This window comes from Bacillus sp. SIMBA_005 (assembly GCF_046535585.1).
Taxonomy (GTDB): domain Bacteria; phylum Bacillota; class Bacilli; order Bacillales; family Bacillaceae; genus Bacillus; species Bacillus pumilus.
The window spans coordinates 158,965-178,295 of the sequence record NZ_JAWRWI010000004.1 but is presented as its reverse complement, the minus strand read 5'-3'; the positions used below and the strand labels follow the sequence as shown (position 1 = coordinate 178,295).

The following is a 19,331-nucleotide window of genomic DNA, read 5'->3' as shown; positions in this document are numbered from 1 at the left end:
CCTTTTGATGAGACAGACTATTGTGTAGAAAAGGAGAATGAAATATATGAGCAGATTAAAGAAAATGTTCGGGGACATGGATGTTACAAGAGATTTAATGCTCCTCCTCACGATTGGCGGATTATATGCACTTGCCATTGCGCTTTCAAATACGTTTGTAAACGTGTATTTATGGAAACAGTCTGGGAAATTTACGGATCTTGCGATTTACAATCTGGCTATTGTTGTGCTTCAGCCCATTACATTTTTATTCGCAGGCCGGCTCGCTAAAAAAATAGACCGGGCGTTTGTTCTTCGTTTCGGCGTTATCTTCTTAGCCGCTTTTTACTTAATTGTCTTAATAGCAGGAGAACAAGCGGCCGCGCGGCTTGTTTTATTAGGGAGTGTCCTTGGAATCGGTTATGGTTTTTACTGGCTTGCTTTTAACGTACTTACCTTTGAGATCACCGAGCCTGAAACAAGAGATTTCTTTAATGGGTTTCTCGGTGTGCTGTCATCTACAGCTGGCATGATCGGTCCTCTTATTGCAGGGATTGTCATATCTCAATTAACGGATGATACAGGCTATACGGTGATTTTCACGTTATCGCTTTTTTTGTTCTCACTTGCGGTTGTAATGAGCTTTTTCCTCAAGAGAAGGCAGTCCAAAGGGAAATTTATCATCAAGCAAATATGGAAAGAACGCCATGCCGACGAGAATTGGCGTAAGATTACAACAGCTCACTTTTTTCAAGGGCTTCGTGAAGGGGTCTTTGTCTTCTTAATTAGTGTCTTTGTGTTTATCGCAACAAACAGTGAGCTTGCTCTCGGGACATTTGGTTTAGTGAACTCAGGTGTTGCCTTTTTCGCTTATTTTTTCGCTACACGTTTGATTAAGAAAAAGTGGCGTAAGAAAGCCATCATGCTTGGCGGGCTGATTTTATACGGCGCCTTGTTCTTAATCGTCTTTCACTTGTCCTATGTATCGCTTCTCATGTATGCGGTAGCCATCGCGATAGGATATCCGCTTCTGCTTGTTCCATATGTATCCTTAACATACGATGTCATCGGCCATGCAAGGTATGCAAGGAAGGCCCGAATTGAATATATTGTGGTCAGAGAGCTGTTTTTAAATGCAGGCCGTATTTGTTCTATTGTGTTGTTCCTTCTGTCTGTCACTTTACTTGGTGATGAGCTCGGGATACCTGCATCTCTTGTTGTGCTTGGAGCGGGGCATACCCTCATTTATTTCTTTGTAAAAGATATTCATTTGAAAGAAAAAACTGCTGATATGAAAGAGGCAGACGGTCAAAAGCCAGTTTCTCAGACGAACCTTATTAAGGGAGAAAGGTAAAATTTCTTACCAATGGAACATCAAATTTCTAGATAAATAATAGAAAAACCGCTAAAATGATGATGGCACCTTTTATACACAAAAAGGGGTGCCATTTCTTTCTTGATAGAAAAGGTGATGTGATGAGAAACAAGAAAAACAAAAAAGACGCGAAGGAAGGGCGCAAAACACTTCCACTCCGGCTGAATTTACTATTTTTAGCTGCGTTTATTATTTTTACTGGTGTTGTTGTAAGACTCGGATTTGTACAAATTGTCAATGGAGAAGATTATAAAAAGCAGGCAGAAAAACAAGAGGATGTGAATGTCAGCTCATCTGCTCCGCGCGGAAAAATTTACGATCGAAACTATAATACGATTGTCAGCAATAAAGCGCTAAATGCCATTACATATACGAGAACCTCGACGACTTCACAAGAAGAGCGGCTCAAAGTGGCTACAAAATTAGCGGATATGATTCATGTGAGTACGAAAAAAATCACAGATCGGGACAAAAAAGATTTCTGGATTTTAACCCACCCGAACGAAGCGAAAAAGCTTGTTCAAAAGGAATCGGAATTAAAGGGTGACGATAAGGTCGCTGATGATAAATTATATGAGCTTCAGCTGAAGCGCATCACGGACAAGGAATTAAATCAACTGACGAAAAAAGACTTACAAGTGCTTGCGATTAAAAGACAAATGGATGCAGGTTATGCACTTACGCCTCAATTCATTAAAAATGATGATGTGAAGCCAAGCGAAATTGCTTACGTCTCTGAGCATTTGGACGAGCTGCCAGGTGTGGATGTCACAACAGACTGGTCACGCAGCTATCCGTATAAAGGACTGCTTCGCAGTATGCTCGGCAGCGTGTCCTCAAGTGATGAAGGACTTCCACAGTCACTTCTTGAACATTATTTATCGCTCGGCTACAGCCGAAATGACCGTGTAGGAAAAAGCTATCTAGAGTATCAATATGAAGATGTCCTGCAAGGACAAAAGGAAAAAGAACAGAGCACAACGGATAAAGAGGGTAATGTGACAAGTTCTAAAGTGCTAACAGAAGGAAAGAGCGGGAAAGACCTTGTGCTCACTATTGATATTCAGCTGCAAAAAGCGGTTGAAAAAATCATTGAAAAGAACTTGAAAAGTGCGAAACAAAGAGGCGGGACAGAGCTTCTTGATCGTGCGTTTGTTGTCATGATGGACCCTAGAAATGGAGAAGTTCTCTCTGTTGCGGGGAAACAGATTTCAAACAAAAACGGAAAATACAAATTTGATGACTACGCACTGGGAACAATGACATCATCCTATGCGATGGGCTCAGCCGTAAAAGGTGCCACTGTACTGACTGGCTATAAAACAGGCGTGATTCATATTGGAAGTACCCAGTACGATGAACCGCTGTACATCGCGCAGTCACCGCCTAAGAAATCCTATCAAAATATGGGACTCATTAATGATTTAACGGCACTTGAGCGTTCATCTAACGTGTATATGTTTAAAACAGCGATTGCCGTTGGAAAAGGGGAGTATCGTAAGAACCAGCCGCTCCCAATCGATCCGAAAGCTTTTGATACATTCCGTTATAATTTCAGTAAATTTGGTCTTGGGGTCAAAACAGGGATTGACCTGCCAAACGAAGCGACAGGCTACCGGGGAACGTCTACACAATCTGGGCTCCTGCTTGACTATGCAATTGGACAGTATGATACGTTTACACCGCTGCAAATGGCGCAATACGTTTCAACGGTTGCCAATGGCGGCTATCGTTTACGTCCGCAGCTTGTGAAAGAAGTGAGAGAGCCAGATCCGCAGCGCGGCATTGGTGCTGTAACAGAATCCGTCAAACCAGACGTATTGAATAAACTAGACATGACAAGTGATCAAATCAAGCGTGTTCAGCAAGGGTTCAAGCTTGTCATGCAGAACCCAAGAGGGACAGCCTACTCGAACTTTGGCAACAAAAAATATAACCCAGCTGGCAAAACAGGGACCGCTCAATCATTCTATGACGGGCCAATTAAAAGCAAGCGCGGTACACCGACGTATAACACCACTCTTGTTGCGTATGCACCTGCTGATAACCCAGAAGTGGCCATTTCTGTTGTTGTACCATGGGTGTATCAAGACTACAATCAGCGCTATCCAATTACAAATGATATCGGTGAACAAGTATTAGACAAATACTTTGAGCTAAAATCAAAACAGGAAAGCAATGATACACAAGCGAAGAACAAAAATAAAATTGAAAATGAAGCAGAAACAAATGACTAGACTTTCTCTAGGTAAAAACGCTCACTTTTTGTGGGCGTTTTTTTACGTTTTCTTCAAAAACTCCGAGATAAATTGACAAAATACATAAAAAACATCGCAAGATCTCTACAAAACTTCGACATTTACAAAACCTTAACATTCCATTTAAACGAAATTAATAAAGAACCTTTAATGTATTACTCGTAGGACAAATTATTCAGGGGGTATTCTTGAAATGAAAAAGAACAAATTATGGCTGCTTACTTTCCTTACGATCGCATTGTTAGCATTCGTTACAGCATGCGGAAACAGCAGCTCAAGCGGAGATTCAAAAGACAGTAAAGGAAATGCTTCAAACAAAGAAGAGGCATCAGGTTCCATTACCATCTCAGGATCATCTGCGATGCAGCCTTTAGTTCTTGCGGCAGCAGAAAAATTCATGGATAAACATCCAAAAGCCGATATTCAAGTACAAGCCGGCGGTTCAGGAACAGGACTTTCTCAAGTGTCAGAAGGATCTGTACAAATTGGTAACTCAGATGTATTCGCAGAAGAGAAAGACGGAATCGACGCAAAAGCTTTAACAGACCACAAAGTAGCAGTTGTTGGAATGGCTGCAGCTGTAAACCCTGAAGTGGGTGTCAAAGACATCACAAAGGACGAATTGAAAAAAATCTTCACTGGTAAAATCAAAAACTGGAAAGAGCTTGGCGGGAAAGATCAAAAAATCACTCTTGTGAACAGACCTGACTCTTCAGGAACTCGTGCAACATTTGTGAAGTATGCACTTGATGGTGCAACACCTGCAGAAGGAATCACAGAAGATTCTTCAAACACAGTGAAAAAACTGATTGCAGAAACACCAGGTGCGATCGGATACCTAGCATTCTCTTATTTAACAGATGACAAAATTACACCGCTTAGCATTGATGGTGTGAAACCGGAAGAAAGCAATGTAGAAAGCGGTAAATATACAATTTGGGCTTACGAGCATTCTTATACAAAAGGTGAGCCAGATGGTCTAGCAAAACAATTCTTAGATTACCTCATGAGTGATGAAGTGCAAAAAGAAATCGTCAAAGACCAAGGCTACATCTCAGTTTCTAATATGAAAGTAGAAAGAGACGCAACAGGCAAACAAACAGATAAGTAAGAGGTCTTGAATTGCTGATGAAGGAAAAGTGGAGCTTTTCACTTTTCCTTTTATGACATTCATAGGAGTGTAGAAAAAGATGAAGCAGATAGAACATACAGAAGCGAGCGATCGACTGATCAGCTCGAAGAAAAATAGGCAAATGGATGAAGTAAGAGGAAGTATTTTGGTGAGATTTTGCGCATTCTTAATGATTGCTGTCTCGATCGCCATCACCATCTTCCTTGGCATTAAGGGTTTACAATCTTTCATCGTAAATGGTGTAAGCCCAATTGAGTTCTTAACCAGTATCAATTGGAACCCAACAGCAGAAAACCCGCAGTACGGTGCATTTCCTTTTATCTTCGGATCAATCGCCGTCACGCTCCTATCGGCACTCATTGCAGCGCCGCTAGGCATCGCAGGCGCAATCTTTATGACAGAAATTGCACCTGCTTGGGGACGTAAAATCCTCCAGCCAGTCATTGAATTGCTTGTGGGGATTCCATCCGTTGTTTACGGATTCATAGGTCTTACAGTATTGGTGCCGTTTATCGGACATTTCAAGTCAAGCGGCTCAGGGCATAGTGTGCTAGCAGGAACGATTGTCCTGTCTATTATGATCCTGCCAACCGTTACATCCATTGCGACTGATGCAATGGGTTCACTACCAAAAAGTTTACGTGAGGGATCGTATGCACTAGGCGCAACAAGATGGCAAACGATTAGACGTGTGCTTGTCCCGGCAGCTCTGCCAACATTAATGACAGCGGTCGTTCTTGGCATGGCTAGAGCATTTGGAGAAGCTCTTGCTGTACAGATGGTCATTGGAAACACGCGTAATTTACCAGAGAGCATTATGGATACAGCTGGTACATTAACAACCATTATTACGTTAAACATGGGTCACACAACGTATGGAAGTGTTGAGAACAATACACTTTGGTCAATGGGACTTGTCCTTCTAGTTGTATCATTTATGTTCATACTCATTATCAGATACTTGTCGTCTAGGAGGAAGATTTAATGAATAGCAAAATGACTGATCGTTTTGCCACATTTATATTTGGATTATGTGCTGCCATTATTACGGCGATTCTCGTTGGTTTGTTTTCTTATATCATTTTTAACGGTGCAAAAGAATTAAATTTCGACTTTTTGACAACCCGCTCAAGTGCGATTGGCTCTGGCGGCGGCATCAGGGATCAGCTGTTTAACTCGTTTTATATTTTGTTTATTACGATGCTGATTACAGTCCCGCTTGGCGTCGGCGGCGGAGTGTATATGGCAGAGTACGCGCCTCAAAACAAAGTCACAGATTTTATACGTACATGTATTGAAGTGCTGTCTTCACTTCCGTCTATCGTCATTGGTATGTTTGGTTTACTCATGTTTGTGAATTTAACAGGCTGGGGCTATACGATCATTGGAGGAGCTCTTGCGCTCACTGTGTTTAACCTGCCGGTGATGGTCAGGGTGACAGAAGATGCGCTGCGCTCTGTACCGAAGGATCAAAAGGAAGCATCACTTGCGCTTGGTGTAACGAAGTGGCATACAGTCAAAACGGTCCTTATTCCAGGTGCGCTTCCTTCTATAATTACCGGTGCGATTTTAGCATCAGGAAGAGTCTTTGGTGAGGCGGCTGCCCTTCTTTTTACAGCAGGTCTCTCCACACCGCGCCTAGATTTCACAAACTGGAGTCCTTTTTCTGATACGTCACCGCTGAATGTGTTTAGACCGGCAGAAACATTAGCCGTTCATATATGGAACGTCAATACACAAGGAATCATTCCAGATGCAGAAGCCATCGCAAATGGTGCATCAGCTGTACTTGTGCTTTCAGTCTTATTATTCAACTTAGCAGCTAGATGGCTGGGTTCATTTATTCATAAAAAGCTTACGTCAAAATAATGTGAGAGAGGTGTGAAGGGGATATGGTTCAAATGCTAGCAGAAAAAAAAGAGATTGCAGCGAAAAAGGCTCCACTTCAAGCGGAACAGATTTTACAGGTGCAGGATTTAAGCATTTATTATGGTGAAAAAAGAGCAGTCAATCACATTTCATTCGAGATTGAGAAGAATGCAATTACTGCATTAATCGGTCCATCCGGCTGCGGGAAGTCAACCTTTTTACGCAGTATTAACCGCATGAACGACTTAATTCCAGGTGCGAGAAGTGAAGGGGCGATCATGTACGAAGGATTAAATATTTTGGATGACCGTATTAATGTGGTGAATTTAAGAAGAGAAATCGGCATGGTCTTCCAAAAACCAAATCCATTTCCTAAATCGATCTACAATAACATTACCCATGCGTTAAAGTATGCCGGGGAGAAAAGAAAATCTGTGCTTGATGATGCGGTTGAAGAAAGCTTAACAAAGGCGGCGTTATGGGATGAGGTCAAAGATCGTTTGCACCGATCCGCTTTGTCATTGTCAGGTGGTCAGCAGCAGCGTCTTTGTATTGCACGTACACTTGCGATGAAACCTAGTGTCTTGCTATTAGATGAACCGGCTTCTGCCTTAGACCCTATCTCAAATGCGAAAATTGAAGAGCTATTAGGCGAATTGAAAAATGATTATTCAATCGTCATTGTGACACACAACATGCAGCAAGCGCTCCGTGTATCAGATCGTACGGCCTTTTTCTTAAACGGAGATCTAGTAGAATATGATGCCACAGAACGTATCTTTACACGTCCTGCGCAGCAAAAAACAGAAGACTATATCAATGGTCGATTTGGATAAGGCGGGTGGAGTTGATGAATGCAGTAGCAACTGAAACAGCAAAAAAAGAAGTGTTTCGTGTGAATGATATGAATCTTTGGTATGGACAGCATCATGCATTGAAGCATATTGACTTAGCGATTAGAGAGCATGAAGTCACAGCGATTATCGGCCCGTCCGGCTGCGGAAAGTCAACGTTTATTAAAACGTTAAATCTTATGGTCAAAACAGTGCCAGGTGTGAAAATCACCGGGGATATGATGTATAAAGATGACAACATTTTAAAAGGTCGTGTCGATTTAGTCGAGCTGCGTAAAAATGTCGGCATGGTGTTTCAAAAAGGGAATCCATTTCCTCAGTCAATCTTTGATAATGTCGTATACGGACCAAGAATTCATGGAGTAAAGAGCAAGCAGCAATTGAAAGAAATCGCGGAAAAAGCGCTTCGAGATGTTGCCCTATGGGATGAAGTGAAAGATCGATTAAGTGCCCCCGCTCTAGGTCTTTCTGGCGGTCAGCAGCAGCGTCTTTGTATCGCAAGAGCCATTGCCACAAGCCCAGACATCTTATTAATGGATGAGCCAACATCAGCGCTTGATCCTGTCTCCACATTAAAGATTGAAGAATTGATTATGAAATTGAAAGAGAAATATACAATTGCCATTGTGACGCATAACATGCAGCAAGCGGCTCGGGTATCAGACCGAACGGCATTCTTCTTAATGGGAGAGCTTGTTGAAGTCAATGATACAAATGTGATGTTTTCTGAGCCAAACGATCAAAGAACGAATGATTATATATCTGGTCGATTTGGATAAGAAAAACCCCCTGGAGGTCAGTGCCGCCAGGGGGTTTTTCTTGTTATTTTGTTAAGGCTTTGACAATCTGTTTGAACGTCATTCCTGTTTTTAAATTGAATTTGCCTGCACGAATTTCTTTATGGTAGCCAGCGTCAATTACGTAATCATTAAAGTCTTTAGACGAGTTGATGATGCCGTCTTTTTCAAGCATGTCTGAAACATCACTTGTACTCATACCGTTTTTAATCACGAATTTGATCGATTTGCCTTTAGGCTTGTCCTCTTTTTGTTGATCACTATTAGAATCGCCGTCTTCATTTGCCTTCAGCGCTTTTTCCTTATAGTCAAGAAGCTGCTGGTACGTTTCACGGCTGACAGTGACTTCTTTTTTGGAGTCTAAATAGTTTTTCACGTCAGTGTCTGTTACTTTCTGTGCGAGGGTTTCTTTTGTTGTTGTATCAGCTGCTGCCTCGTCTTTCCCAGTGAGGAAAAAGACAATCGCAAGAACCCCAGTTGCAAGAATTATACCTGCTGCAAACGTTTGGATGCTTTTTTTCGTCATACAAGCACCCTCTCGTTGTCTTTAATGATCATGTTGACATCTTCTACAGATACATGCTCAGCGCGCGCAATGGCCTCAGAAGACATGCCATTTTGATGCTTTGAAATGATCTGTCTTGCGATGGATGGATCAATTTCAGAATGCTGGCGAACAACGATGTTTGTTTCAAGTAATTCTTCTTCAAGCACTTTCATTTTCTTTTTCAGTTTATAGATTTCTTGCATTGCAGATAGTTGAAGTGTTTCAAGTTCCTGCTCGACTTCTTTAATCGGCTCTCTTTGAAAATATGAGAATGCGATCAGTACAATACTGACAACAAGCAATCCGATAATTGCAATTTCCATGTTTCATCACCTTTTATTCATATTTTAATGCTGAAAGCCATAAAAGGCTTTCAAGATTGTTTCAGACAGTTTTCGACCCTTCTTTTTTATACCATAAAAAAGCTAGTTTCAAAAGGAATTGCTGAAGAAAATCACCTTTTTTTCATCTTTTTTCTTTTTATATGTAAAACGGGTATGAAAACCTTGCCTCGCTGTCAAAATAAATGAAAGCGGCGGGGAGAAGAGGGGTCTCATGTATACAGTACGACAAAGGATCAGGTTTTATAGGGGAGCAGACGATTTTTCATGACATAAGCATACGATATGTAAGTGAATGCACTCAAATTGAAATTGGTGAAAAAACATTCTAGCATTCCTAAGCTAGAAGTGGTATTATAGTTAGGTCTGAATGTGAATTGATTTTAGTTTGGAGGGAAAAATATGCGCGTAAATATTACTCTAGCTTGCACTGAATGCGGTGAGCGTAACTATATTACTAAAAAGAATAAGCGAAACAATCCAGATCGCGTTGAATTCAAAAAGTATTGCTCACGTGATAAAAAACAAACTGTACATCGTGAAACAAAGTAAGCAGCAGGGAATTTTCCTGCTGTTTTTTTATGATGGGAGATGATCTGTATGAAAAAGGAGCTTCGCCTTCAAACATTAGCCAAGCTTGATCAGATAAGCGCTGAAGAATTTGAGCGCAGCACGGCTTTACTTCATGAGCATTTACTGCAGCTGCCAGCATGGAAACAGGCGGAAACGATCGCTTTGACGATGTCTAGAGGAAAAGAGATACCGACAATGCCTCTGATTGAAAAAGCGTGGGAAGAAGGAAAAACAGTATGTATCCCCACCTGCTTTCCGAAAACAAAAGAGATGATGTTTTATGAATATACACCCGAAACAAAGATGACATCCAGCTACTTTGGGCTATTGGAACCAGACCCTCAAGTATCAACAGCTGTACATAAAGAAGCCATTGATTTAATCATTGTGCCTGGAGTATGCTTCGATCAAAAAGGCTACCGGATTGGATTTGGGGGCGGCTATTATGACCGCTACTTAGCTGACTTTCACGGCGTCACCATTGCACTTTGTCTGTCTTTACAGCAAATCAGGCATGTGCCATCTGAAGCACACGACATACCGGTGTCTATAATTGTCAGTGAAAAAGGTACGTTATATCAAAAGTAAAAGTCCGCTGATTGTCCAAAGAACGGGCTTTTTGTTGTTTATAAAGTCATTTCATTTTAGCTGATAGGAGGTCCGTTTTGAAAAAATTTCGTGGAAAGAAAAGATACTTCCGCAATATGCGGGAGGAAGTCAATACTTGTGACCTAAAACTCGATCAGGATTCATGGTTTTATTTTTGGCATACGCACCTTGATTTTTTTGGAGTCGGGGAAAATAGCTTAAAAATAAGAAGAGAGCATATCAAAGCCCATATCACCTTATATCATAGGCTGTTAAAACAGCTTGAAGGCTTTGAAAAGCCATACCAAACATGGATTTGTATTCACGAACATGACCCTGGTTTGGACGCTGTATATGTACATACACCAAATCCATACGACAGTTATTTCCCGCATAAGATCGAAGTGGTAGAGCGGAATTGTAAACTGCCTCATACGTTCAAGGATTTAATCGACCTTCATCAATTTGACGTTTCTTTTGATCAATCAGAGTGTGAAGAGGTCTATTATATTCAATCAAAAGAACAAGGGATTAGAGTGTGAAAGCAGATCGCATGGTAAGCGATAAAAATGATGGTTCATGCATAAACACATCCTATTTAAGCCACGATACGAACATAGGAGGGAATATGATGAATAAAATGATTTGGAGCATTGTGTTCACATTGTTTGCATTTGTTCTCGTGCAAAATCGTTATCGGCTGATGAATTTGATCTTAGGTCAAAATCAAGTGCGTCACTTTTTTATTAAGTGGCTGATGAAAATCCCATATTTTCGGACGAAATTTATTCGCCAAGCATTCTAATCCCGCAGACGCCGGGATTTTTTTGTTCAGAAATGCGGATCAGAACGATTCTTGTTATAATAATGTAAAAAATGGAGCGCGAATGAATGAATGTCATAGATAGTTTATTTTGGCGAGTTGTTGATGAATTAAGACAAAAAGGGTACGAGATGATTCAAAGTCCGTATCCAGAAGATGAAATATTTTTCGAAGCACCACGAAACTCAGGGTATGATCTTATCCGTCTATATAGAAAAGATGTGAATTTTAAACAGGAGATTGTTCGAGATATCGAAGAGCAGACGTATCGGATGAATCAGCTGAGAGAGGCCATGCGTAAACGGTCTCTTCATCTCTTACAGCTCCAATTTACAGCTGACCACCCTGTAGATGATTGGGAGGACCTAAACGGTCAGCCGCAAAAAAAGCAAAAGGTGACGGTTACACCAGTATTATTGAATGCAGACACTCTTCAACACGACGTTAACGAGCTGCAAAAATGGCTCAATACATCGTTGACAGTGGATGTAGAAGAGGCAAAAAGAGACACAGCTGAAGATGTCATAAAGCTTAAAGTGAACGTACTTCAAGCATTCGATGATCAGGAAAAGCAGCGTGAACGAGAACGGGCCGTTTTTCAAAATGGCAGACCGATTTTCACCTACCTGCTCATCGCTGTTCAAGTGGTGATGTTTCTTTTACTTGAACTATTTGGCGGAAGTACCAATACGGCAACTTTGACAGCGTTTGGTGCTAAAAATAATGGGTTGATCTTAGAGGGAGAATGGTGGCGCCTGATTACACCAATGTTTTTGCACATTGGCTTGACGCACTTACTCTTTAATACATTTGCTCTTTGGTCTGTCGGAGCGGCTGTTGAGAGAATTTATGGTTCATGGCGATTTGTGCTCATCTATTTCATTTCCGGCATTTTTGGTTCCATAGCGAGCTTTGTCTTTAATACCGCCATCGCAGCCGGTGCATCAGGTGCGATCTTTGGATGCTTAGGTGCACTATTATATTTGGCAATCTCTAACCGTAAGCTCTTCTTTCGGACGATGGGGACAAATATTATTGTGATCATCCTCATCAATTTAGGGATCGGCTTCACCGTATCAGGTATTGATAACGCAGGGCACCTTGGTGGTCTGGTTGGCGGTTTTTTAGCTGCTTTAGCTGTCCGTCTCCCTAAACAGGTGCAGCCTGTCAAAATGTTTCTTGCTAGTATTGTTCTACTATTGATTGGTGGTTTTGGATTGTATACAGGGTTTCATTCAGATGATCAAAAGGAAGCGGCGGCAGTAAGTGAGGCAGCAAGTTTATTTGATGACAAGAACTATAACGAAGCAAGTAAACGTCTAGAGGAATATGTACATCAGAAGGATGCATCAGCTGAGGCTCTCCATATATATGCACTATCGGAAGCCCAGCTCGGCCACCTTGACAAAGCGATTGGATCTTTACAAAAGTCGCTTAAAAAAGATCCAGATGATCCAAATAAACTGTATCATTTATCGTTGTTGTACGTAGAAAAAGGAGAGACAGCGAAAGCAGAGGATCTAATAGAAAAAGGATTAGACCAAGATCCAAAAAATGATCAATTTTTAAAGCTGAAACAATATATTGAAAACACGCAAACACATTGAATGACTTGACTGAAAGCGCATTTATGAATACGCTTATCCTATCTGTTGATGAGAAGAAATGGTGGAAACAATGAAAACGTTATATGATGTACAGCAGCTGCTCATGAGATTTGGAAATTATGTGTATTTCGGAGATCGTGAAGTGGAATTAGAATTTATGGCAGATGAACTGAAGGAAATGTATACATCGGGCATTATTGACCGGACCGAATGGTCAAACGCAATGACGATTCTTCAAATGGAACTAGCCAAATTAAATCGAAAAACAATGTGAAGGTGGAGGGCATATGATAGGGGATTGGTTTGTAGGAGTTGATCTTGGCGGTACGACAATTAAGCTTGCGTTCATTAATCTATATGGTGAAATTCAGCATAAGTGGGAAATTCCTACGGATAAATCAGGGCAGACGATCACAGTCGATATTGCCAAATCAATTGACCACAAATTGGTCGAAATCAGTATGCCCAAATCAGCGCTGATTGGGATTGGAATGGGTGCACCTGGGCCTGTAGATAAAGTATCTGGGATTGTCTATAAAACAACGAATCTCGGCTGGACAAACTATCCACTCAAAGATCACCTAGAGGCAGAGACAGGACTTCCATCTGTCATCGAAAATGATGCGAATATTGCTGCACTCGGTGAAATGTGGAAGGGTGCAGGCGATGGCGCAAAAAACATCCTGATGGTCACACTTGGTACAGGTGTTGGCGGCGGTATTATTGTAAATGGTGAAGTTGTTCAAGGGGAGACAGGGGCTGGCGGAGAAATTGGCCATATTTGTGCCGTTCCATTCCAAGGAGCACCGTGTAACTGCGGAAGAACGGGCTGTATTGAAACCATTGCATCTGCGACTGGCATCGTCCGGCTAGCAAAGGATAAATTAGAAACAGAGCAGCATACATCTTCACTGGGCACACTCACCTCGCTGACTGCAAAGGATGTGTTTAAGGCCGCTGAAAGTGGAGATGACCTTGCCATGCGTGTCGTAGAAGAAGTGACGACTCATCTTGGCCTTGTCTTAGCGAATCTTGCCAGTGCGTTAAATCCAACAAAAATCGTGATTGGCGGCGGTGTTTCAAAAGCAGGTGAGATTCTTCGCAGTAAAGTAGAGCGCGTTGTTAAGCATCACGCATTTCCGCCTTGCGCTGATGATGTCGAAGTCGTGATTGCCTCTCTCGGAAACGATGCAGGAGTCATCGGCGGTGCATGGATGGCAAAAAACAAATGGTTGTCTTAAACAAAAAAGTCATCATGATGTCATTTTTATTAAAAAAAGCGATAGATGGGCATGAAATGAAATATTTAGCATATTCATAAGTTTGTCATGAGGAGAAAGACATTGATTTTCCAGCACATACAGGATAAGATATAGTTTAGTTATTTTTGAAGAAGCACCAATAATTAGGGTGTATCCCTAGCTTGAGTGCTCGCTTAGCATAAGGAGGTTACAATGCGAAAGAAAAGATTAAAGGCGATTTCATTTTTACTGATTGCGACATTGCTCATGTGGGTCAAAACCTATGTTATCTATAAATCTAGCTTCAATATTAAAATAGAAAATTTCATGCAGGAATTTATCCTGTTTATTAATCCGCTAAGCTTTCTCTTGTTTATCTTTGGTATCGGTTTATTTATGAAAGAAAAAAATCGCAATCGATATATCATCGTCATGAGCTTTATTTTGACATTCATTTTGTTAGCTAACATTGTGTTTTATCGATTCTATAGTGATTTTCTAACCATCCCCGTCCTATTTCAAACAAACAATATGGGTGACCTCGGGTCAAGTATTACCTCTTTAATTGAACCAGTCGATTTATTGATGTTCGTTGATATCATCATTTTAATGTGGCTCTATAAAAAGCAGCCTTCCTTTAGAACGGATGTCACCATTTCACGAAAAGAACGAGCAGCGTATTATTTATTTGTGGCAGCGACTTTCTTCTTTAACCTAGGTTTGGCTGAAACAGAAAGACCAGAACTGCTCACTCGCTCATTTGACCGTGAGATGCTGGTGAAAAATATTAGCTTATATAATTTCCATATTTATGATGGAGTGCTGCAATCGAAGCAGTCTGCTCAGCGAGCTCTTGCTGACAGCAATAGCTTAACGGAAATTGAAAACTATGTAAGCGCAAATCAAACTGACCGTAATGAAAAGACGTTTGGTCAAGCTAAAGGACGAAATGTCATCCTTGTCTCACTTGAGTCTACTCAGAGCTTTGTGGTCAATGAAAAATTAAATGGTAAAGAAATCACCCCATTTCTCAACAAACTAATCAAGAAAAGCTACAACTTTACTAATTTCTATCATCAAACAGGCCAAGGAAAAACATCGGACTCGGAGTTTATTGTTGATAACTCTCTCTATCCACTTGGAAGAGGGGCTGTGTTCTTCACAAACCCAAGCAATGAGTATACAGCCACACCTGAGCTGTTAAAGGATGAGGGGTACCATTCTTCTGTCATTCATGCGAATAACAAAAGTTTCTGGAACCGTGACCTGATCTACGATAGCTTTGGCTACGACAAGTTTTTTGATATTAAATCATTTGATGTAAATGAAGAAAATTCCGTTGGCTGGGGGCTGAAAGATGGTCCATTCTTCGAACAGTCAGCGGAATTGATGAAATCGATCCCGCAGCCTTTCTATACGAGATTGATTACATTAACGAACCACTTTCCGTTTGATCTAGACGAAGAAGATAAGCTGATTGATGAATATGATTCTAAGAGCAAAACGTTAAACAAGTTCTTTCCGACAGTGCGATATCAAGATGAGGCGCTGAAGATTTTCTTTGAAAAGATGAAGGAAACAGGTTTGTACGAAAATTCCATCTTTGTTTTATATGGGGATCACTATGGAATTTCAGAAAACCATAACGAAGCAATGGGACAATTTTTAAATAAAGAGATTACGCCATTTGAAGAAGTGCAGCTTCAAAAAGTGCCGTTTGTTGTACACATTCCAGGGATCACAGATCAACAGCCAAAAGAAATTGATACAGTAGGCGGACAAATCGATATCCGTCCAACTATACTCAATCTTTTAGGAGTCGATACAAGTAAACAAATCCAATTTGGTCATGATCTTTTATCAAAAGATAAGAATGACTTTACCGTGCTTCGTGATGGCAGCTTTATTACGAAGGACAGTGTTTTCACAGATGGTGTTTGCTACAATAAAAAAACGGGTGAGCCGAGAGATGATGAGACTGTTTGTCAGTCTTATGAAGAAAAGACAAAGCAAGAGCTCCAATTCTCTGATCAGATCATCTATGGGGATCTCCTTAGATTTTATGACCGGAACAGCCCGGACCATTCTCCATCCAAAAAAGAAGATGAAACGAAGCTGAAAAAGGCGTCCTAACATATGAGAAAACCTCTGTTATTTTTACATGCAGAGGTTTTCTTTTTTTGTATGCCAGCTCATATAGTATGAGAGGAGGGATGTAAATGAAGACAACGTCGTTTGGGAAAATTGAATGGCAGCTTGATGAAGAGGAAAAGGATAATGTGGCAAAGCAGCTAGGGATAGGGAATGCGGCTTTCCATTTATCCAATCATATCAGCACTGAGTATCTCCTTTTACCGGGATATCGACTTCCGGAAGGCATCCATTCATTTTCTTCCATAGGTGAGCTGCAGAAATTTATTGCGCCATACAGGCTGCAGCAATCCGATGATTGGATCAATGGAACCTTTGAATATGATAGTGTTCAATTAGAAAAAGAGCTGGGCCGATTAAAAGCCGCATTTCCTTTTCTTCAAATCAGTGTCATAGGTCATTCAGTGCTTGATACACCTATTTATGAAATCCGAACAGAGCCTGTTCAGCATTTGCATTCTATTCATTTGAATGCCTCTTTTCATGCAAATGAGTGGATCACGACGTCTGTTTTAATAAAATGGCTGAAATCGCTGTGTTTGGCTGCATCTGACCCGGTGCAAGCAAGACATCATGAAGCCGTTCATATTCTGCGAACTACAGCTCTCTCCATCGTACCAATGGTGAATCCAGATGGCGTGGATCTCGTACGAAATGGACCAGAGCCACTAGGGCTCAGCAGTGAAGAATTCACAGCGCTACATGGAGGATATGCTGATTATCAAGAATGGAAAGCAAATATAAGAGGGGTGGATCTGAACAATCAATTTCCTGCTTATTGGGAGATCGAATACTACCGTTATGAGCCTAAGGAACCGTCCAATCGCGGTTTTCCTGGATATCAGCCGCTAACAGAGCCAGAAGCGAAAGCGATGGCAAATCTAGCGTTACGAAAACGCTTTGACAGGCTTGTTGCTCTTCATACACAAGGAGAAGAGATATACTGGGGTTTTCTTGGTCATGAACCAGCCATCTCAAAAGAAACGGTCAAACGATTTGAGCAAGTAAGCGGCTATCAGCCAGTTCAATATCTTGACAGCTATGCAGGCTATCGCGATTGGTTTATTTATCAATGTCACAATGAGGGCTATACAGTCGAGCTTGGTCTAGGAAAAAATCCTCTTTCCATGAATCAATTTGACACCATCTATGAGAAAACAAAGCGGTTGTTATGGGAAGCATGTAAGTGTTAAAAAGCACCTGTCAGGTGCTTTTTACATTTGACATGAAGCAATTTCTTATTGTCAATAAAAATAATAGTAGGGTCATTGACGAAGGCCTCTCTTGTGAGCTATTGTGAAAGATATGGATGTAAAAAAAAGGATATGTTTTAGGGAGATGTCGATTATTGAGTGCTCAAAGCCTGTGGAAAAGGAATTTCACTTACTTATTTATTTCTAAAATGTTCAAAATAACCGCTGATAGTTTATCTTTCAACACCATCTTGTGGCTTTTAGTACTAGGCGGAAAAGGGGCAATTGGAACAGCCTTTTTTATTGCGGTCAGCTTTGTTCCGCAAGCCATTGTTGGCCCGCTCATTACCCCAATGATGAAGCCGCATCAACTGAAATTTTGGATGTGTTTTGCTGATTTAACTAGAGGAGCGATAATCCTTGTGATTGTGGTCAGTTACTTTTATGGTTTCACGCCATTAGCACTTGTTATTGGCTGTATGCTGCTTCATTCAGCAACAGGTGGCTCCTACGAACCGGCGTCTGTATCAATTATTCCAAAGCTTGTCCATGAGGACCTCATACAAAAAGCGAATGCAACTATTCAATCAGCAAGTCATGTAGTCAGGCTTGTGACGGTCACGGTTTGTGGTGTCATGATTGCATTTGCGGGGGTAGGATATACAATGCTTGTGATTATTCCTCTTTATCTCTTGTCCGCTTTACTCGTATTCATCATTACATATGAAACAGAAATCATCATCGATAAAGCCAAAAAAGGGTTATCATACGGCAAAAGATTGATTCGGGGATTTTCACTTGTGAGAAGGCATCATATTTTGTTCCCATTGGCGATTTTTTGTGTCTGCTCGAACTTTGCTGCCGCACCTTGGGAAGCATTGTCGGTTATTTATTTAACAGAGGATTTACATAGTGGACCAGTGATCTATTCATTTATTAAAGTCACAACGGCACTAGGTGCATTCTTGATGGGATTTGTTTTGACAAAGGTAAAAGTGAACCGGTATGGGCTGCTGTTTATAGGTGCCGGGATCGTTGACGGAATCTCGTTTTTCATCACAGGTATGAACGCATTTTTACCACTTGTATTTATATCAGCTTTTGCTTTAGGTGCCGCCATCAGTGCAGTCAACGTGCCTGAACATACAATGATTCAATTGTCAGTAAAAGCAGAGGATCAGCCGCAAGTGTATGCAATTATCAATATGATTTCCTTCTTCATGATTCCGTTAGGCGCACTCATTGGCGGCTATATGGCAACACGATTTGGGTCTGGATATGTCATTGCGGCTGGCGGCATCATTGAAGCTGTGTCTGGGATATGCCTGCTGCTATTCACAAAGATTGGGAAGGTAAAGAGGGCGGATTTGACGATAGAAAGAGACAAACCTTCTTTAAATGCAACGTGAGCATGGCATGATGGAATGCGAATAGGTTACAATGAGGACGAGAAAACATGAGGATTCAATGGAAAGGGGCACTAAACATGGCCATAGCAGATGTCACGATCATTCCAATAGGCACCGAAACACCAAGTGTCAGTGCTTATGTAGCAGATGTACAAAGAATTTTAGAAGGCTTTCAAAAAGAAGGGAAAATTAATTATCAATTAACACCAATGAATACGTTAATTGAAGGTGAATTATCCGTTTTATTTGAAGTCATTCAGCGCATTCATGAAGCACCTTTTGAAAAGGGACTGCACCGCGTAGCGACCAATATCCGCATTGATGACAGGCGGGATCAAACCACAACGCTTACAAGTAAAATAGAAAGCGTGAATAAGCACTTGAATCAATGAAAAAAGCCTGCTTTATGCAGGCTTTTAATGTGCAGTTGGATAACCGCTATAGATGATGGTCATGACAGTAAACCAGCCAAAAACCAAAAATGTTGCGCCAGCAAAAGCGATGGCAAGTACGTTCACTTTTTTAAGTGAGCGATAGATCCCGAGTGCAGCTAAAATCGTGACTAGACCAAAAATAATGACGAGCATCATGTGA

General features: G+C 41.1%; 21 protein-coding genes. 18 read left to right on the top strand and 3 right to left on the bottom strand.

What is annotated here, in order from left to right:
- Positions 1 to 46: 46 nt before the first annotated feature.
- From SB660_RS08175 to pstB (SB660_RS08145), 7 genes are all read left to right on the top strand, one after another.
- Complete coding sequence (locus SB660_RS08175; RefSeq protein ID WP_058014667.1) at positions 47 to 1,333, top strand: MFS transporter; 1,287 nt, start codon at positions 47 to 49, stop codon at positions 1,331 to 1,333.
- A gap of 122 nt (positions 1,334 to 1,455) precedes the next feature.
- Positions 1,456 to 3,591, top strand: a complete 2,136-nt coding sequence (locus tag SB660_RS08170) for a peptidoglycan D,D-transpeptidase FtsI family protein (protein WP_058014953.1) — start codon at positions 1,456 to 1,458, stop codon at positions 3,589 to 3,591.
- Positions 3,592 to 3,805: 214 nt separating this feature from the next.
- Positions 3,806 to 4,723, top strand: coding sequence for a phosphate ABC transporter substrate-binding protein (locus SB660_RS08165; protein ID WP_058014668.1), 918 nt, complete (start codon positions 3,806 to 3,808; stop codon positions 4,721 to 4,723).
- Between the two features lie 79 nt (positions 4,724 to 4,802).
- Positions 4,803 to 5,729: a phosphate ABC transporter permease subunit PstC gene (gene pstC, locus SB660_RS08160; protein ID WP_003217329.1), complete on the top strand. Its 927-nt coding sequence runs from the start codon at positions 4,803 to 4,805 to the stop codon at positions 5,727 to 5,729.
- On the top strand, positions 5,729 to 6,613 hold the full coding sequence (gene pstA, locus SB660_RS08155) for a phosphate ABC transporter permease PstA (protein WP_003217489.1): 885 nt from the start codon (positions 5,729 to 5,731) through the stop codon (positions 6,611 to 6,613). The genes pstC and pstA overlap by 1 nt, the downstream gene beginning before the upstream one ends.
- Positions 6,614 to 6,636: 23 nt before the next feature.
- On the top strand, positions 6,637 to 7,449 hold the full coding sequence (gene pstB, locus SB660_RS08150) for a phosphate ABC transporter ATP-binding protein PstB (protein ID WP_034661308.1): 813 nt from the start codon (positions 6,637 to 6,639) through the stop codon (positions 7,447 to 7,449).
- A gap of 14 nt (positions 7,450 to 7,463) precedes the next feature.
- Positions 7,464 to 8,246: a phosphate ABC transporter ATP-binding protein PstB gene (pstB, locus tag SB660_RS08145; protein WP_034661307.1), complete on the top strand. Its 783-nt coding sequence runs from the start codon at positions 7,464 to 7,466 to the stop codon at positions 8,244 to 8,246.
- A 43-nt stretch (positions 8,247 to 8,289) separates the two neighbouring features.
- On the opposite strand, the gene SB660_RS08140 is transcribed toward pstB (SB660_RS08145), so the two are convergent.
- Both SB660_RS08140 and SB660_RS08135 read right to left on the bottom strand, forming a co-directional pair.
- Positions 8,290 to 8,790: an endolytic transglycosylase MltG gene (locus SB660_RS08140; RefSeq protein WP_410582071.1), complete on the bottom strand. Its 501-nt coding sequence runs from the start codon at positions 8,788 to 8,790 to the stop codon at positions 8,290 to 8,292.
- Entirely contained in the window at positions 8,787 to 9,134 is a 348-nt protein-coding gene (locus tag SB660_RS08135; protein ID WP_410582069.1) for a hypothetical protein, read from the bottom strand. The genes SB660_RS08140 and SB660_RS08135 overlap by 4 nt, the downstream gene beginning before the upstream one ends.
- A 420-nt stretch (positions 9,135 to 9,554) precedes the next feature.
- Here SB660_RS08135 and rpmG point away from each other — a divergent pair, with 420 nt between their 5' ends.
- The 11 genes from rpmG to SB660_RS08080 all read left to right on the top strand — a co-directional run bounded on the left by rpmG (position 9,555) and on the right by SB660_RS08080 (position 19,129).
- Positions 9,555 to 9,704, top strand: a complete 150-nt coding sequence (gene rpmG / locus SB660_RS08130; protein WP_012010579.1) for a 50S ribosomal protein L33 — start codon at positions 9,555 to 9,557, stop codon at positions 9,702 to 9,704.
- A 48-nt stretch (positions 9,705 to 9,752) separates the two neighbouring features.
- Positions 9,753 to 10,313: a 5-formyltetrahydrofolate cyclo-ligase gene (locus SB660_RS08125; protein ID WP_180310512.1), complete on the top strand. Its 561-nt coding sequence runs from the start codon at positions 9,753 to 9,755 to the stop codon at positions 10,311 to 10,313.
- Positions 10,314 to 10,390: 77 nt separating this feature from the next.
- Positions 10,391 to 10,855 (top strand): hypothetical protein, encoded by a 465-nt coding sequence (locus SB660_RS08120; RefSeq protein ID WP_058014672.1) that lies wholly within the window; start codon positions 10,391 to 10,393, stop codon positions 10,853 to 10,855.
- 89 nt (positions 10,856 to 10,944) lie between these two features.
- A complete protein-coding gene (locus SB660_RS08115; protein ID WP_017367602.1) occupies positions 10,945 to 11,118 on the top strand; it encodes a hypothetical protein in 174 nt (57 codons plus the stop codon).
- A gap of 86 nt (positions 11,119 to 11,204) precedes the next feature.
- Entirely contained in the window at positions 11,205 to 12,743 is a 1,539-nt protein-coding gene (locus SB660_RS08110) for a rhomboid family intramembrane serine protease (protein WP_410582066.1), read from the top strand.
- A 70-nt stretch (positions 12,744 to 12,813) separates the two neighbouring features.
- On the top strand, positions 12,814 to 13,017 hold the full coding sequence (locus SB660_RS08105; RefSeq protein ID WP_008342322.1) for a YqgQ family protein: 204 nt from the start codon (positions 12,814 to 12,816) through the stop codon (positions 13,015 to 13,017).
- Between the two features lie 13 nt (positions 13,018 to 13,030).
- The gene (locus SB660_RS08100; RefSeq protein WP_144462713.1) at positions 13,031 to 13,984 is read left to right on the top strand and encodes an ROK family glucokinase; all 954 of its coding nucleotides are present in this window, start codon (positions 13,031 to 13,033) and stop codon (positions 13,982 to 13,984) included.
- A 213-nt stretch (positions 13,985 to 14,197) separates the two neighbouring features.
- Complete coding sequence (locus tag SB660_RS08095; RefSeq protein ID WP_180310516.1) at positions 14,198 to 16,117, top strand: LTA synthase family protein; 1,920 nt, start codon at positions 14,198 to 14,200, stop codon at positions 16,115 to 16,117.
- Positions 16,118 to 16,203: 86 nt separating this feature from the next.
- Positions 16,204 to 17,328 carry a M14 family metallopeptidase gene (locus tag SB660_RS08090; protein ID WP_410582063.1) on the top strand — a complete coding sequence of 375 codons (1,125 nt, stop codon included), beginning with the start codon at positions 16,204 to 16,206 and terminating at the stop codon, positions 17,326 to 17,328.
- A gap of 155 nt (positions 17,329 to 17,483) precedes the next feature.
- Complete coding sequence (locus SB660_RS08085; RefSeq protein ID WP_410582061.1) at positions 17,484 to 18,737, top strand: MFS transporter; 1,254 nt, start codon at positions 17,484 to 17,486, stop codon at positions 18,735 to 18,737.
- A gap of 77 nt (positions 18,738 to 18,814) precedes the next feature.
- Positions 18,815 to 19,129 carry an MTH1187 family thiamine-binding protein gene (locus SB660_RS08080; protein WP_034662003.1) on the top strand — a complete coding sequence of 105 codons (315 nt, stop codon included), beginning with the start codon at positions 18,815 to 18,817 and terminating at the stop codon, positions 19,127 to 19,129.
- A 24-nt stretch (positions 19,130 to 19,153) separates the two neighbouring features.
- Here SB660_RS08080 and SB660_RS08075 read toward each other — a convergent pair whose 3' ends face one another.
- Positions 19,154 to 19,327, bottom strand: a complete 174-nt coding sequence (locus tag SB660_RS08075) for a DUF2759 domain-containing protein (RefSeq protein ID WP_003217333.1) — start codon at positions 19,325 to 19,327, stop codon at positions 19,154 to 19,156.
- Positions 19,328 to 19,331: the final 4 nt, after the last annotated feature.